General features: G+C 67.4%; 13 protein-coding genes. 5 read left to right on the top strand and 8 right to left on the bottom strand.

All coding sequences use genetic code 11. From position 1 onward, the window contains the following. Positions 1–3: 3 nt before the first annotated feature. Complete coding sequence (locus OG985_RS23555) at positions 4–456, top strand: N-acetyltransferase family protein (protein ID WP_371670317.1); 453 nt, start codon at positions 4–6, stop codon at positions 454–456. A 79-nt stretch (positions 457–535) separates the two neighbouring features. On the opposite strand, the gene OG985_RS23550 is transcribed toward OG985_RS23555, so the two are convergent. Continuing rightward, positions 536–1,921 (bottom strand): serine hydrolase domain-containing protein, encoded by a 1,386-nt coding sequence (locus OG985_RS23550; protein ID WP_371670316.1) that lies wholly within the window; start codon positions 1,919–1,921, stop codon positions 536–538. A gap of 61 nt (positions 1,922–1,982) precedes the next feature. Beyond that, a complete protein-coding gene (gene dnaB, locus OG985_RS23545) occupies positions 1,983–3,461 on the bottom strand; it encodes a replicative DNA helicase (RefSeq protein WP_371670315.1) in 1,479 nt (492 codons plus the stop codon). A gap of 460 nt (positions 3,462–3,921) precedes the next feature. On the opposite strand from dnaB, the gene OG985_RS23540 reads away from it, so the two are divergent. Then, positions 3,922–5,259, top strand: a complete 1,338-nt coding sequence (locus OG985_RS23540) for an MATE family efflux transporter (RefSeq protein WP_371670314.1) — start codon at positions 3,922–3,924, stop codon at positions 5,257–5,259. A 127-nt stretch (positions 5,260–5,386) separates the two neighbouring features. On the opposite strand, the gene rplI is transcribed toward OG985_RS23540, so the two are convergent. The 4 genes from rplI to rpsF form a co-directional block, all read right to left on the bottom strand. Continuing rightward, on the bottom strand, positions 5,387–5,833 hold the full coding sequence (rplI, locus tag OG985_RS23535) for a 50S ribosomal protein L9 (RefSeq protein ID WP_371670313.1): 447 nt from the start codon (positions 5,831–5,833) through the stop codon (positions 5,387–5,389). A gap of 18 nt (positions 5,834–5,851) precedes the next feature. Further along, positions 5,852–6,088 (bottom strand): 30S ribosomal protein S18, encoded by a 237-nt coding sequence (gene rpsR, locus OG985_RS23530; RefSeq protein WP_003949403.1) that lies wholly within the window; start codon positions 6,086–6,088, stop codon positions 5,852–5,854. Between the two features lie 45 nt (positions 6,089–6,133). Next, complete coding sequence (locus OG985_RS23525; protein ID WP_371670312.1) at positions 6,134–6,748, bottom strand: single-stranded DNA-binding protein; 615 nt, start codon at positions 6,746–6,748, stop codon at positions 6,134–6,136. Between the two features lie 79 nt (positions 6,749–6,827). Continuing rightward, positions 6,828–7,118: a 30S ribosomal protein S6 gene (rpsF, locus tag OG985_RS23520; RefSeq protein WP_006604399.1), complete on the bottom strand. Its 291-nt coding sequence runs from the start codon at positions 7,116–7,118 to the stop codon at positions 6,828–6,830. A 264-nt stretch (positions 7,119–7,382) separates the two neighbouring features. Here rpsF and OG985_RS23515 point away from each other — a divergent pair, with 264 nt between their 5' ends. The 3 genes from OG985_RS23515 to OG985_RS23505 all read left to right on the top strand — a co-directional run bounded on the left by OG985_RS23515 (position 7,383) and on the right by OG985_RS23505 (position 10,096). Then, positions 7,383–7,697 (top strand): hypothetical protein, encoded by a 315-nt coding sequence (locus tag OG985_RS23515; protein ID WP_371670311.1) that lies wholly within the window; start codon positions 7,383–7,385, stop codon positions 7,695–7,697. Between the two features lie 180 nt (positions 7,698–7,877). Next, complete coding sequence (femX, locus tag OG985_RS23510) at positions 7,878–8,999, top strand: peptidoglycan bridge formation glycyltransferase FemX (protein WP_371670310.1); 1,122 nt, start codon at positions 7,878–7,880, stop codon at positions 8,997–8,999. 65 nt (positions 9,000–9,064) lie between these two features. Continuing rightward, complete coding sequence (locus tag OG985_RS23505) at positions 9,065–10,096, top strand: alanine racemase (RefSeq protein WP_371670309.1); 1,032 nt, start codon at positions 9,065–9,067, stop codon at positions 10,094–10,096. A gap of 123 nt (positions 10,097–10,219) precedes the next feature. On the opposite strand, the gene OG985_RS23500 is transcribed toward OG985_RS23505, so the two are convergent. Both OG985_RS23500 and OG985_RS23495 read right to left on the bottom strand, forming a co-directional pair. Further along, entirely contained in the window at positions 10,220–11,719 is a 1,500-nt protein-coding gene (locus OG985_RS23500; protein WP_371670308.1) for a glycosyltransferase family 87 protein, read from the bottom strand. Between the two features lie 108 nt (positions 11,720–11,827). Further along, a complete protein-coding gene (locus tag OG985_RS23495) occupies positions 11,828–14,536 on the bottom strand; it encodes a transglycosylase domain-containing protein (RefSeq protein WP_371670307.1) in 2,709 nt (902 codons plus the stop codon). Positions 14,537–14,693 lie beyond the last annotated feature (157 nt).

Below are 14,693 nucleotides of genomic sequence, written 5' to 3'. Positions count from 1 at the left end.
GGCATGGGAGATCTTGAGATACGGCCCGCCACGAAGGACGACATCGCGGCGATCGTGGCGATGCTCGCCAACGACCCCCTGGGAGCCCAGCGGGAGTCCCCCGACGATCTGACGCCGTACCTGGCGGCACTGGAGCGCCTCTCGTCCGACCCGAACCAACACCTGGTCGTCGCCGTCCGCGCGGGCCGCGTCGTCGGTACGCTCCAGCTCACGGTGATCCCGGGGCTGTCGCGTCGCGGCTCCACCCGGTCGGTCATCGAGGGGGTTCGCATCCATACCGACGAGCGCGGCAGCGGCCTGGGGACCCTGTTCATCGAGTGGGCGGTCGATGAGTCCCGGCGTCAGGGGTGCCAGTTGGTGCAGCTGACCTCCGACGCCACCCGCACGGACGCCCACCGTTTCTACGAGCGGCTCGGTTTCACGGCCTCACACGTCGGCTTCAAGCTCCAACTGTGAACGCGGTTCGAGCAGGCGAAGCGGCCTGTTTCACGTGAAACAGGCCGCACTCACGGCACGGGCGCCCCCAGCGACTGTCCTAGCGGAAGCCCCGCCACCCCTCGGGATCCACTCCACCCGGGACAGAGGCCCCCTCGTCGTACGGCTGACGGGTGAACACGAAGGAGCCGAGGTCCAGATGGTCCACGGACCCGTCAGGACGTCGTACGGCCTTCAGGAGCTCTCCCGCGTAGTAGCCCTCCAGACCCGTCCACGTGCCGTCACCGTTCGGACGGAAGCGAGAGCGGCGGCCGTTGCCGGCCAAGGGCTCGAGCGAAGCCAGCCCGTCTGCCGTCAACCGCAGGGCGAAGCCGTACGTCCCCCAGTACCACTGGCCCGTCAACTCCAGCGCCGATGGATCGACTTCGGCCAAGGGCCGCCAGGGGTCCGGGATACGTGGTTCCGCCTCGGCGACGATCCGCACGAGGTCCGCGGCCACGGTCGACAGCATCGGGCCCGAGGTGCAGTTGGCCAGCGCCACCGCGGCGACATCGTCCGCCACGCTGATGGTGAGGTTCGCCAGGAAGCCGGGCAGCGAACCCGAGTGCCCCACGAGCAGCCGGCCGTCCCGGTGCTGGATCTGCAACCCGAGCCCGTAGGTGGCACCGTCCACGACGTCCGCGGCCTCGGCCGGCGCGGCGGGCGTCCGCATCTCCTGAACGCTCCGCGCACGCAGCACCCGGTCGTCCCCCCGCGTCAGGAACGCGGCGAACCGTGCCAGGTCGCCGGTCGTCGACCAGAGCTGACCGGCCGGAGCCATTCGACCGAGGTCCTCAGCCGGTTCGGACAACATCGCGTCGGCCCAGGGGTGGACCGCCCAGCCGCCCGCGTGAGGCGCCTGCGGACGCACGCCCGTGCGATCAAGGCCCAGAGGATCGAGCACCTCGTCCCGCAGGACCTCCTCCCAGGGAGCTCCCCGCAGCTTCTTGACGAGCGCGCCCAGCAGCGTGTAGCCGGGGTTCGAGTAGTGGAAGCGGCGGCCGACCGGATGCCGGAAGGGCTGATCACCCAGCACGTCGGCGAGTGAAGGACGCAGAGCCCCAGGACTGCGTTCCCACCACGGAGCGGGCGACTCGGCCGCCAATCCGCTCGTGTGCGCCAGCAGTTGCGCGACGGTCACCTCCCCCGTGCTGGTGCCCGGCACGTGCTTCTCCAGCGGATCCCCGAGGTCGAGCACACCCTCGTCCCGCAGCCGCATGACGAGCACGGCGGTAAAGGTCTTGGTGATCGAGCCGATCCGGTACTGCACGTTCTCGTCCGGCCCGTGGCCCTCCACCGAGGTCCGCGCCCCGTGCCACACGGCGCGGCCGTCCCGTACCACCGCGGCCACCAGCGACGGTGCGCGCCCTTCCGCCTGGGCCACCGCGATGCGGTGCAGCAGCGCCCGGCGGGTACCGGGGAGCAGCTCTTCCTGAGGTGTCGTCATGCCCCCAGTCCATCCCCTGGAGGACTCCGCCGTCGAGCCCATTTGTCCCGGGGCGGCGGACTCAGGTCTGCGCCATGTCCACGAACCGCGAGTAGTGACCCTGGAAGGCGACCGTGATCGTCGCCGTCGGACCGTTTCGGTGCTTGGCCACGATCAGGTCGGCCTCTCCGGCCCGGGGCGACTCCTTCTCGTAGGCGTCCTCCCGGTGCAGCAGGATGACCATGTCGGCATCCTGCTCGATCGAACCGGACTCACGCAGGTCGGAGACCATCGGCTTCTTGTCCGTACGCTGCTCGGGACCACGGTTGAGCTGCGAGAGCGCGATCACCGGAACCTCCAGCTCCTTGGCCAGGAGCTTGAGGTTCCGGGACATGTCCGAGACCTCCTGCTGACGGTTCTCGGCGCGCTTGGAGCCGCCGGACTGCATCAGTTGCAGGTAGTCGATCACGACCAGCCTGATGTCATTGCGCTGCTTGAGACGTCGGCACTTGGCGCGGATCTCCATCATGGACAGGTTCGGAGAGTCGTCGATGAAGAGCGGGGCGGCCGAGACGTCCGGCATCCGGCGGGCCAGTCGCGTCCAGTCCTCGTCGGTCATCGTGCCCGACCTCATGTGGTGCAGCGCGACCCTGGCCTCGGCGGACAGCAGACGCATCGCGATCTCGTTCCGGCCCATCTCGAGGGAGAAGATGACGCTGGGCAGGTTGTTCTTGATGGACGCGGCTCGAGCGAAGTCCAGCGCGAGCGTCGACTTACCCATGGCCGGACGGGCGGCGATGACGATCATCTGGCCCGGGTGCAGGCCGTTGGTCAGCGAGTCGAAGTCGGTGAAGCCCGTGGGCACACCGGTCATCTCCCCGCTGCGTGAGCCGATCGCCTCGATCTCGTCGAGCGCACCCTCCATGATGTCGCCGAGCGGCAGATAGTCCTCGCTGGTGCGCTGCTCGGTGACCGCGTAGATCTCGGCCTGGGCCCGGTTGACGATCTCGTCGACGTCGTCGTCCGCCGCGTACCCCATCTGCGTGATGCGGGTGCCGGCCTCGACCAGACGCCGCAGGACCGCACGCTCGTGGACGATCTCCGCGTAGTACTCGGCGTTCGCCGCCGTTGGCACGGTCTGGACGAGAGTGTGCAGATACGAGGCGCCGCCGACCTTGTTGATCTCCCCGCGCTTGGTGAGCTCCGCGGCGATCGTGATGGGGTCGGCGGGCTCGCCCTTGGCGTAGACGTCGAGGATCGCCTGATAGACCGTCTCATGTGCGGGCTTGTAGAAGTCGTGGCCCTTGAGGACCTCGACGACGTCCGCGATGGCGTCCTTGGACAGCAGCATTCCGCCGAGCACGGACTGCTCGGCATCCAGGTCCTGTGGTGGGACGCGCTCGAAGGACGAGCCACCGCCGTCCCAGGACCCGTTCTCCCGGCCGCGGTCATGCTGCTCGTCGCGTCCCCGGCCGCCTTCACCGCGGCGTCGGGAGGCAGGCAGACGATCACTGGGACCGCTGTCGGCCCACGGGTCGTCCAAGGGCTCGGAAATACTCACCGAGCCACCTCCTCCCGTCCGCCGAGCGGACCTCGGCGTGCCCCTCTGTTCTACGGCACGCCACTGACAACTGAGAGCCCCAACTCCGGTTCTGGCGCGTCGGTTTTGTGACGTTTTCCAAGGCAGACGGACAGAGCGGGTGCCGCACCACGTTAGGCCCGCGGGCACCGTCAGCCAATCTGGTTATCCACAGGCCATGTGGACGACGGCCCGGATGCTGTGGAGAACTCCCCAAAACCTGTGCACGACCCGGTGGACAGGCCTGTGAACAAGCCCTCGCTCCCGTCAGGCAACCCGCTCTGACCTGCATCTTTCCCGTCCACTGGCTGTGCAGAAGAAAAACTTCCCCACTCGGACCAAGTTCGCTTCGAACGGTGCGCGACGACGGGCGCCGGGGGACGGCAAGTAAGGGTCCCAACTCAATTGCATCTCTTACCTGTGGACGATTACATTGGTGCTCATGACACAGGCTCCCGCGACCTCCAGGGCCGCCCGGCGACAACACGATCGAGAGATCGTCGCATTGGCCGTCCCGGCCTTCGGCGCACTCGTCGCCGAGCCCCTCTTCGTCATGGTCGACAGCGCGATCGTGGGCCATCTCGGCACGGCCCAACTAGCGGGACTCGGCGTCGCCTCGGCACTCCTCACGACTGCCGTCAGCGTCTTCGTCTTCCTCGCCTACGCCACCACGGCAGCCGTCGCCCGCCGCCTCGGGGCCGGCGACCTCGGGGCCGCCATCCGCCAGGGCATGGACGGCATCTGGCTGGCACTGCTGATCGGCGCCGCGGTCATCGCCATCGTGCTCCCGACAGCGCCGTCCATCGTAGAGCTCTTCGGTGCCTCCGACACGGCCGCCCCGTATGCGATCACCTACCTGAGGATCTCAGCCCTGGGCATCCCGGCGATGCTCGTCGTCCTGGCGGCGACCGGCGTTCTGCGCGGACTCCAGGACACGAAGACCCCGCTTTACGTGGCCGTCGGAGGCTTCATCGCCAACGGCGCCCTCAACATAGGACTCGTCTACGGCGCCGGCCTCGGTATCGCGGGCTCCGCCTGGGGAACCGTCATCGCTCAGTGCGGGATGGCCCTGGTCTATCTGGCCGTAGTTGTCCGTGGGGCCCGCAAGCACGGCGCCTCACTGCGTCCCAACACCGCCGGGATCAAGGCCTCCGCCCAAGCCGGCGTACCGCTGTTGGTCCGCACACTGTCGCTGCGGGCCATCCTGATGATCGCCACGGCTGTCGCGGCCCGTCTCGGAGACGCCGACATCGCCGCCCACCAGATCATCCTGTCCCTGTGGAGCCTGCTCGCCTTCGCCCTGGACGCCATCGCCATCGCCGGGCAGGCCATCATCGGGCGCTACCTGGGAGCCGACGATCCACAGGGAGCACGTGCCGCCTGTCGCCGGATGGTGGAGTGGGGCATCGCGGCAGGAGTGGTACTCGCGCTGCTCGTGGTGGTCAGCCGACCACTTTTCCTGCCCCTGTTCACCAGCGACTCGGTGGTCAAGGGCGCCGCACTGCCGGCCTTGCTCATGGTGGCGTTCTCCCAGCCGATCTGCGGAGTCGTCTTCGTCCTGGACGGCGTCCTGATGGGCGCGGGCGATGGACCGTATCTGGCCTGGGCGATGGTGCTCACCCTGGTGATCTTCACGCCTGTTGCCCTGCTCATCCCCGTACTCGGTGGTGGACTCACCGCGCTCTGGGGTGCGATGACGCTGATGATGACCGTGCGGATGCTGACCCTCTGGCTGCGTGCCCGATCGGGGCGGTGGATCGTGACAGGCGCGACACGCTGACCGTTTCACGTGAAACCGGCGTTTCACGTGAAACACGGTCGCCGTCCGATCGCTTGCGGACACGAAGAAGGGGCCATACCCGGGTGGGTGTGGCCCCTTCTCGCAGCTGTTGAGCCGAACGCGACGATCAGGCCGCGACGACCTCGAGGTTCACCTTGGCGGCGACCTCGGGGTGCAGACGCACGGACGTCTCGTGGGCGCCCAGGGTCTTGATCGGAGAGGTCAGCTCGATACGGCGCTTGTCGACCTCGGGGCCACCGGAAGCCTTGATCGCGGAAGCGATGTCGGCCGGGGTGACGGAACCGAAGAGACGACCGGCGTCGCCGGAGCGGACAGCCAGACGGACCTTGACGCCCTCGAGCTGGGCCTTCACAGCGTTGGCCTGCTCGATGGTCTGGATCTCGTGGATCTTGCGAGCACGACGAATCTGCTCGACGTCCTTCTCGCCGCCCTTGGTCCAGCGGATAGCGAACTTCCGCGGGATCAGGTAGTTGCGAGCGTAACCGTCCTTGACGTCGACGACGTCGCCCGCTGCACCGAGGCCGGAGACCTCGTGGGTGAGGATGATCTTCATTTGTCGGTCACCCTTCCCTTAGCGCGCGGTGGAGGTGTAGGGCAGCAGCGCCATCTCACGGCTGTTCTTGACAGCCGTGGCGACGTCACGCTGATGCTGCGTGCAGTTGCCGGTCACGCGGCGGGCACGGATCTTGCCGCGGTCGGAAATGAACTTCCGCAGCATGTTCGTGTCCTTGTAGTCCACGTACGTGACCTTGTCCTTGCAGAAAGCGCAGACCTTCTTCTTAGGCTTGCGCACAGGCGGCTTCGCCATGGTGTTTCTCCTGTGTGATCAAGAAGTTTGGGTACGAACCCGTCCCTAGAAGGGGGGCTCGTCCGAGTAGCCGCCGCCGCTGCCACCGCTGCCGCCGCCGGAGTTTCCACCCCAGCCGCCGCCACCGCCGCCGCCCTGGTTGCCACCGGCGGGAGCCCCGCCGGTCGCCCACGGGTCGTCGGCGGGAGCACCGCCGCCGCCCTGCTGACCGCTGCCGCCGGAGCCACCGCCCCAACCGCCGCCGCCCTGGGCGCCGCCGCCGCCACCGCCGCCGTAGCCACCCTGCCCACCGCGACCGGCGGTCTTGGTGACCTTGGCCGTGGCGCTGCGCAGGCTGGCACCAACTTCCTCGACGTCAAGCTCATAGACCGTGCGCTTGACACCCTCACGGTCCTCGTAGGACCGCTGCTTCAGCCGGCCCTGCACGATGACGCGCATGCCTCGCTGGAGCGACTCCGCGACGTTCTCCGCCGCCTGACGCCAGACCGAGCAGGTCAGAAAGAGGCTTTCGCCGTCCTTCCACTCGTTCGTCTGACGGTCGAAGGTGCGGGGAGTGGACGCGACACGGAACTTCGCGACCGCCGCACCGGAGGGGGTGAAGCGCAGCTCGGGGTCGTCGACAAGATTGCCGACGACCGTGATGACGGTCTCGCCTGCCATGGGGGAACCTCTCGGCGGGTTTGCTGCTGGCTGCTAGTGCTGCTGCTACTCGAATCCCGAGATCAGCTGAGCGGGAGGCTCAGTGGGTCTCGGGGCGGAGGACCTTGGTCCGGAGGACCGACTCGTTCAGGTTCATCTGGCGGTCGAGCTCCTTGACGACCGCAGGCTCGGCCTGCAGGTCGATGACCGAGTAGATGCCCTCAGGCTTCTTCTTGATCTCGTACGAGAGACGACGACGGCCCCAGGTGTCGACCTTCTCCACCTTTCCGTTGCCCTCACGGACGACGGAGAGGAAGTTCTCGATCAGCGGGGAGACAGCGCGCTCCTCGAGATCGGGGTCGAGGATGACCATCACCTCGTAATGACGCATGTGGAACCCACCTCCTTTGGACTCAGCGGCCACGGTCGTTCCGTGGCAGGAGGGTTGTGATGCGTACGCAACGGTATCGGCCGCCACTGACAATCGGGGGTTCCTTGCAGGACTCCCTGGCGTGACGTGGGCAGACACCGGTGCAGAGGGTACAGAGTACCCGCACACACGCTTCCGGTTGAAATCCGGCCCCCAGGACCGTCAGTCTGTACACATCGGGTGTGCATGGCGCTACGATGCGCCGTCTTCCGCAGGAGGTGCCCTATGGCACAAGCAATGCGACCCAACACCGTCGGAGGCCTTTTCGCCACGGACGGCCGGCCCCATCCGCTCCAGGACACGCTGCTCGTGGTGACCCTGGTGCTCGGACTGACGGCCGTCATCACGGCGATTTTCGACAGTCTGCACCTGGTCAGCTCATGGGCCGGCCTGGTGGGGATCCTCATCGGCGCGTACGGCCAGTGGATCTCGGAGACGACCCGCGAACGCTTCGGACTCATTGTGGGTCTCGGCGCCAGCGCGGTCGGCTTCTTCCTCGGCATGGCGCACGGTGGGCTCTTCGGCGGGGTCATCGGCTGACGCCAGGGACACCGCTCTCCGAACACCGCACAACGCACCGCTGAACGGCTCGGCGGCCCACAGGCCGAGGCGAAGGTGCCGTACGCCCAGTCGGAGCGCTCTCCGGGCGCAGTAGGCTTCGCCGCGAGAGCCAGGAGCCCCTGTACCCATGGGGACACACCAGCCCGAGGAGCGCCCCGAATGAGCCTGACCCTGAGGACCATCAGTCGCGAGCAGCATCTGGCATACATCCAGAGCCTGCCGTCGGCGAGTCACATGCAGGTTCCGGCCTGGGCTGATGTGAAGGGGGAGTGGCGCTCCGAGAGCCTCGGCTGGTTCGACGGCCGCACCGGCGACATGGTCGGCGCCGGCCTCGTCCTGTACCGGCAGCTGCCCAAGATCAAGCGATACCTGGCCTACCTTCCCGAGGGCCCGGTCATCAACTGGTTCGCGCCGAACCTCACCGAGTGGCTGGAACCGATGCTCGCGCATCTCAAGCAACAAGGCGCCTTCTCGGTGAAGATGGGCCCGCCGGTGATCATCCGGCGCTGGGAGGCCCCCTCCATCAAGCAGGGCATCCAGAACCCCGACGTGAAGCGACTGCGCGACATCGAGGCCGACTTCATCGAGCCGCGCGCCTTCGAGGTCGCGGACAAGCTGCGCCGTATGGGCTGGCAGCAGGGCGAGGACGGCGGCGCCGGCTTCGGCGACGTGCAGCCCCGGTACGTGTATCAGGTGCCGCTGGCCAACCGCTCTCTGGAAGAGGTCCACGCGAACTTCAACCAGCTGTGGCGCCGCAACATCAAGAAGGCCGAGAAGGCCGGCGTCGAGGTCGTCCAGGGTGGTTACCAGGACCTCGAGGAATGGCAGCGCCTGTACGAGATCACGGCTGTGCGCGACCACTTCCGGCCGCGCCCCCTGTCGTACTTCCAGCGCATGTGGACGGCCCTCAACAACGAGGACCCCAACCGGATGCGGCTGTACTTCGCCCGGCACAACGGCGTGAACCTGTCGGCGGCCACGATGCTGATCGTCGGCGGGCACGTCTGGTACTCCTACGGCGCCTCCGACAACATCGGCCGCGAGGTCCGGCCCTCGAACGCGATGCAGTGGCGGATGCTGCGGGACGCCTACGCGCTCGGCGCGACCGTGTACGACCTGCGGGGCATCTCCGACTCGCTGGACGAGACCGACCACCTCTTCGGCCTGATCCAGTTCAAGGTGGGCACGGGCGGCCAGGCGGCCGAGTACCTCGGCGAGTGGGACTTCCCGCTGAACAAGCTGCTCCACAAGGCGCTGGACATCTACATGTCGCGCCGCTGACGCCTCGCTGTTTGGTTCCATACCTCTGATACACCGCAGCCACGAGAAAGGTTCCAGGGCCGGCCATGGCGCTCACCCTCTACGTCGACACCGCGCGCTGGCGGGCGCATCACAAGCACGTGCAGGAGCAGTTCCCCGCGCTCGTGCCGGTCTGCAAGGGCAACGGTTACGGCTTCGGACACGAGCGCCTGGCGGAGGAGGCCACACGCCTGGGCTCGGACGTCCTCGCCGTCGGCACGACCTACGAAGCCGCGCGTATCAAGGACTGGTTCGGCGGTGACCTGCTGGTGCTGACGCCCTACCGCCGCGGCGAGGAGCCCGTGCCGCTGCCGGACCGGGTCATCCGCTCGGTGTCGTCGATCGACGGCGTCTACGGCCTCGTGGGGGCCCGCGTGGTCATCGAGGTGATGTCCTCGATGAAGCGGCACGGCATCAGCGAACAGGAACTGCCGCAGCTGCACGCTGCCATAGAGAACGTCCGTCTCGAGGGCTTCGCGATCCATCTGCCGCTGGACCGCACCGACGGCTCGGACGCCGTCGAGGAGGTCATCGGCTGGATGGACCGACTGCGCGCGGCCAGGCTGCCGTTGCACACGATGTTCGTCAGCCACCTCAAGGCCGAGGATCTCGCCCGGTTGCAGCAGCAGTTTCCGCAGACCCGCTTCCGCGCCCGCATCGGCACGCGGCTGTGGCTGGGGGACCACGACGCCACCGAGTACCGCGGGGCCGTCCTGGACGTCACGCGTGTCTCCAAGGGCGACCGTTTCGGCTACCGGCAGCAGAAGGCCGCCTCCGACGGCTTCCTGGTGGTCGTGGCGGGCGGTACGTCGCACGGGGTGGGCCTGGAGGCTCCCAAGGCCCTGCACGGCGTGATGCCGCGCGCCAAGGGGGTCGCACGCGCCGGCCTCGCCACGGTGAACCGGAACCTTTCTCCGTTCGTCTGGGACGGCAAGCAGCGCTGGTTCGCCGAGCCGCCGCACATGCAGGTCTCGATCCTGTTCGTGCCCTCGGAGGCTTCGGAGCCGAGGGTGGGCGAGGAGCTGGTGGCCCATCTGCGGCACACCACCACGCAGTTCGACCGGATCGTCGACCGCTGACAGCCCTGGGACAGCCGAAGGCCGTACACGGAACCCTCCGTGTACGGCCTTTTTCGCGTCTCGTCACTGCGTTGTTCGCTCACAGCGAAATGAGACCAACCTGGCGTAACGCCCGGGCGTCCCTCAGGCCGGACCGCCGGCCTGGTCCTGGCTCCCCCACTCGACGTGCGGTGTCGCGAGGTGGGCGGCGTGCCGCGGCGGATGGGCGGCGGGGCCGAGGGCGAATACGTCCTCGGCACCGTCGAGCACTCCACCCGAGGGGTCGTCGTCGCCCGCCCGGCGCACCACGTCCCGCTCCGGCATGAGGATGTCACGCACCACCACGGCGCACAGATACAGCGTTCCCAGGAGATGCAGGCCGATGGCCCAGTGGTAGCCGTCGGTCGGCAGGCCCTTGTGGGCGTCTCCGCTGGTCGTGTACGCGAGGTACATCCAGATCCCCAGGAAGTACGCCACCTCGCACGCCTGCCAGATCAGGAAGTCCCGCCACTTCGGACGGGCCAGGGCGGCGAGCGGGATCAACCAGAGGACGTACTGCGGCGAGTAGACCTTGTTCGTGATGATGAAGGCCGCGACGATCAGAAACGCGAGCTGGGCGAACCGCGGGCGGCGCGGCGCGGTCAGGGCGAGCACCGCGATGCCCACACAGCACAGCAGGACCAGCAGCATGGCGAAGAGGTTGACGTTCTCCGTACTGAGCGGGTTCTTCGAGTTCTGGGCCATGATCAGCCAGAAGGACCCGAAGTCGACGCCCCGCTCCTGGCTGAAGGTGTAAAACTTCGACCATCCGTGGAAGGCGAAGAGCATCACCGGCAGGTTCACCACCAGCCAGGCGACGACCGCACCCCCCAGCGCCTTCCCGAAGTCCCGCCACTTGCCCGCCCGCCAGCACAGCAGGAACAGCGGGCCGAGCAGGAAGACGGGATAGAGCTTGGCGGCCGTGGCGAGCCCCAGCAGGACGCCGAAGGCGAGAGAGCGGCCCCGCGACCACATCAGCATCGCGGCGGCCGTCAGAGCGACCGCCAGCAGGTCCCAGTTGATGGTCGCGGTCAGCGCCAAGGCCGGCGCCACGGCGACCAGCAGACCGTCCCAGGGCCGCCTGGCGTGCGTGCGTGCCACGCATACGACGACGACGGCCGCGCACACCATCAGCATCCCGGCGTTGACCATCCAGTACCACTGTTCCTGGTCCTGGATGGTGCCGCTGCCCGGTGTGAGCCAGGAGGCCACTTCCATGAACACGCCGGTCAGCACCGGGTATTCGAGGTACTGCATGTCGCCGGGCAGCTTGTCGAAGTACGGCACGAGCCCGTCGGCGAAGCCACGCCCCTGGTAGAGGTGCGGGATGTCCGAGTAGCACGCGTGCGTGTACTGCGAGCTAGCGCCGAAGAACCAGGCGCCGTTGTAGCAGGGCGCCTTCTGGACCAGGCCAAGAGCGAACACGCCGATCGCCATGAGCGCGACGATCCGTACGGGAGTCCACCAGGAGGTCCCTAGCAGGGCACGCCGTCCGATGGGGCCACCGATCAGCTCGCTGCCGTTGGCGGCGACCTCGTCCTCCGTGGTCGGCCGCACCGGGTCCGTGGCGTGGACGCTCGCTTGCGTCGATTCAGCACTGGGCATGCCGCACATCCTGCCGTACGTGTCTAGGAATACGCCGAGGGCCGCCGTACCTGGTGGGTACGACGGCCCTTGTTTCACGTGAAACACCCTTGTCGGGCTATACGGCCACTAACCGGTCGCGCCTCCGAAGATGCCTCCGTTGCCGTTGCCTCTGGTGTTGCCGTTCCCGGTCGACTCCGTGACCGAGGGCGAGGAGGACACGCCTCCGTCGGTGCCACCCGAGTCCGTACCGCCGGTTTCGCCGGGGCACTGGAACTCGAACTGGCAGCTTTCGCTCACCGTGGGAGTCGGAGAGGTCACCGTCTCACTGGGCGTCGGGGTAGGAGTGGGAGTCGGCTCCTGCGTCTCACTGAACGTGGGGGTGGGAGTCGGGCTCGGCACGTCGTTGACGATCTCACCGATGGGCTCGGGGGTCGGGAAGTCCTTCACCGACAGGCCCTTCATGGCCTGCTCCATGTAGTCGTGCCAGATCTCCGAGGGGAACGAGGCACCGTGGATCTTCTCCTGGCCACCCGTCCCGTACATCTTCAGGAAGGTGCGGTTCTTCTTGGTCTCGTCGTCGTCGTACCGGAACATGCTGATCGAGGTGGACAGCTGCGGGGTGTAGCCGACGAACCAGGCCGACTTGTTGCCGTCGGTGGTACCGGTCTTGCCGGCCACCTCACGGCCCGCAAGCTGGGCGTTGGTGCCCGTGCCCTTCTCGACCACGGTCTTGAGGACGTCGGTGACGTTGTCGGCCACCTTGGGCTCGAACACCTCCTTGCTCACGGTCTTGTGGGTGAAGACCGTGCCGTCCTTGCCCGTGACCTTCTTGACGGAGAACGGTTCGCGCTGCTCACCACTGGCCGCGAAGGTGGCGTACGCGCCGGCCATGCGGATCGCGCTGGGCGCGGAGATACCGATGGAGAAGGACGGGAAGCTGGTGCCGGTGAGGCTGTCCCCCTTGATGCCCGCGTCGACGGCGGACTCCTTCACCTTGTCCAGGCCCACGTCCATGCCGAGCTGCACGTAGGCGGAGTTGACCGACTCCCGCATCGCCTCGCGGAGGTCGATCTGGAACTTCGGCGGGCTGCCGTACGACGCGTTGCCGTCATTGGTCTGCAGCCACTCCTCGCCCTTCTCGTTCTTCCAGACGTTCTTCTGGTAGTCCTCGATCTTCAGCTTGTTCTGGCCGCTGTAGAGGCTCTTCGGAGAGACGACGGTGCGCTCGTCCTGAGGCTGTGACGCGGGACCCTCGGGATTGCGTACACCCCACTTCATCGCCGCCGCGAGCACGAACGGCTTGAACGTCGAACCGACCTGGACGCCGGTGTAGTCGGCGTTGTTGGTGAAGTGCTTGGTCGCGTTCTCACCGCCGTAGATGGCCTTGATCGCACCGGTCTCCGGATCCACGGATGCCCCGCCGAACTGGACGTGGGTGTCCGTGTCCGGGCGCTTCTTCGGGTCGATGTTGGCCTTCTGGACCTTCTTGACCGCGGCTTCCAGCGCGTTGACCTTCTTCTTGTCGAAGGTCGTGTAGATCGAGTAGCCGCCGCGCTGCAGGTCGGTGTCGGTGATGTCGGTGTTGTTGACCAGGTAGCCCTTGGCCAGGTCGACGAGATAGCCGATCTGGCCGCCCAGCTCGGTGTTCGAACGCGGGTTCTTCGACTTCGGAAGTTCCCTGTACTTGTCCCGCACCGAGGCGCTCAGATGCCCGTACTCGACCATCTTGTCGAGGGTGTCCTGCATCTGGGCCAGGGCCCGCTTCTGGTTCTTGACAGCAGTGGCACCCACCGGGTCGACGCTGGGCAGACCTGCCGGGTCGTAGTACGTGGCGCCCTTGAGCATGGCCGCGAGGAAGGCGCACTGGCCCTCGTCGAGATTGACCGCGTCCTTGTCGAAGTACGCGCGTGCCGCCGCCTGGAGCCCGAAGGCGCTGCGCCCGTAGTACGCGGAGTTCAGGTAGCCGGCCATGATCTTCTCTTTGGAGACCGTGGTGCCCACCTTCACGGAGATGAAGATCTCCTTGAACTTGCGCGAGATGGTCTGCGACTGGTCGTCCAGCCGCGCGTTCTTGACGTACTGCTGGGTGATGGTGGAGCCACCCTGCGTCTGACCGCCCGTGGCCATGTTGTACACGGCGCGGGCGATGCCCTTGGGGTCGATACCGCTGTCGGTCTCGAAGGTCTTGTTCTCCTGCGAGATGACGGCGTACCGCATCGCTTTGGGGATGGACGCATAGTTGATGATCTGCCGGTTCGTCTCGCCACCCGTGGAGACCATCTCGGTGCCGTCGCCCCAGTAGAAGACGTTGTTCTGCGCCTTCGCCGTCTGGGCCTCGTTGGGGACACTCACCATCGCGTAGCCGATGCCGGCGACGGCGACCAGGCTGCCCATGAAGCCGAGGAACAGTCCCGTCACCAGCTTCCACGACGGCAACCAGCGACCCACGCCGTACTTTCCCGCCCGCGGGTAGTCGATGAACCGCTTCTTCACGGGACCGGCAGGGCGTCCTCTGCCCCGGCCGCCGGGACCGTTGGGACCCCCGGGGCCACCACGCCGGCCACCGCGGCCGACGGGCTCTTCCGCTCTGCGACGGCTGCCACTGCTTCTCTGCGCCGCGCGACGGGCTTCCGCACGGCCACCGGACAGGCGTTCCTCACCCCCCGGACCGTAGGAGGCCGACTCCTGGGCGCTCGTCCCATAGGAGTCGGAAAGAGACCCGGTGGCGCCTCGCGGTGCCGCACGGCGGCCGGAGGACGAGCTGGACTGGCCGCGTCGGTTCGCGGCACGTCCGCCTCCCTGCGGCGGCGGCGGTTTGCGACGGTGCTCGCTCATCGAACGACTACTCCTCGGGCAGGCGCACCTTTGCGCGCCTGGAAAAGGCGACTGGTTTCCGGTCCCCCCGAAGTACGGATGTGGTCGGTCCCGCATTCACCCGTACTGCACCGGGGACGAGGACGTCCCCATGCGTCACTCGGTTCCCGGTGGTGTG

The organism is Streptomyces sp. NBC_00289 (genome assembly GCF_041435115.1).
Lineage (GTDB): Bacteria > Actinomycetota > Actinomycetes > Streptomycetales > Streptomycetaceae > Streptomyces.
Note: the sequence above shows the minus strand (reverse complement) of the source record. Positions and strands in the feature narration are given on the sequence as shown.

Coding starts and splice junctions, on each gene's coding strand:
- OG985_RS23555 (WP_371670317.1), top strand. CDS start 4: ATGGGAGATCTTGAGATACGGCCCGCCACGAAGGACGACATCGCGGCG.
- OG985_RS23550 (WP_371670316.1), bottom strand. CDS start 1,921: ATGACGACACCTCAGGAAGAGCTGCTCCCCGGTACCCGCCGGGCGCTG.
- OG985_RS23540 (WP_371670314.1), top strand. CDS start 3,922: ATGACACAGGCTCCCGCGACCTCCAGGGCCGCCCGGCGACAACACGAT.
- rplI (WP_371670313.1), bottom strand. CDS start 5,833: ATGAAGATCATCCTCACCCACGAGGTCTCCGGCCTCGGTGCAGCGGGC.
- rpsR (WP_003949403.1), bottom strand. CDS start 6,088: ATGGCGAAGCCGCCTGTGCGCAAGCCTAAGAAGAAGGTCTGCGCTTTC.
- OG985_RS23525 (WP_371670312.1), bottom strand. CDS start 6,748: ATGGCAGGCGAGACCGTCATCACGGTCGTCGGCAATCTTGTCGACGAC.
- rpsF (WP_006604399.1), bottom strand. CDS start 7,118: ATGCGTCATTACGAGGTGATGGTCATCCTCGACCCCGATCTCGAGGAG.
- OG985_RS23515 (WP_371670311.1), top strand. CDS start 7,383: ATGGCACAAGCAATGCGACCCAACACCGTCGGAGGCCTTTTCGCCACG.
- femX (WP_371670310.1), top strand. CDS start 7,878: ATGAGCCTGACCCTGAGGACCATCAGTCGCGAGCAGCATCTGGCATAC.
- OG985_RS23505 (WP_371670309.1), top strand. CDS start 9,065: ATGGCGCTCACCCTCTACGTCGACACCGCGCGCTGGCGGGCGCATCAC.
- OG985_RS23500 (WP_371670308.1), bottom strand. CDS start 11,719: ATGCCCAGTGCTGAATCGACGCAAGCGAGCGTCCACGCCACGGACCCG.
- OG985_RS23495 (WP_371670307.1), bottom strand. CDS start 14,536: ATGAGCGAGCACCGTCGCAAACCGCCGCCGCCGCAGGGAGGCGGACGT.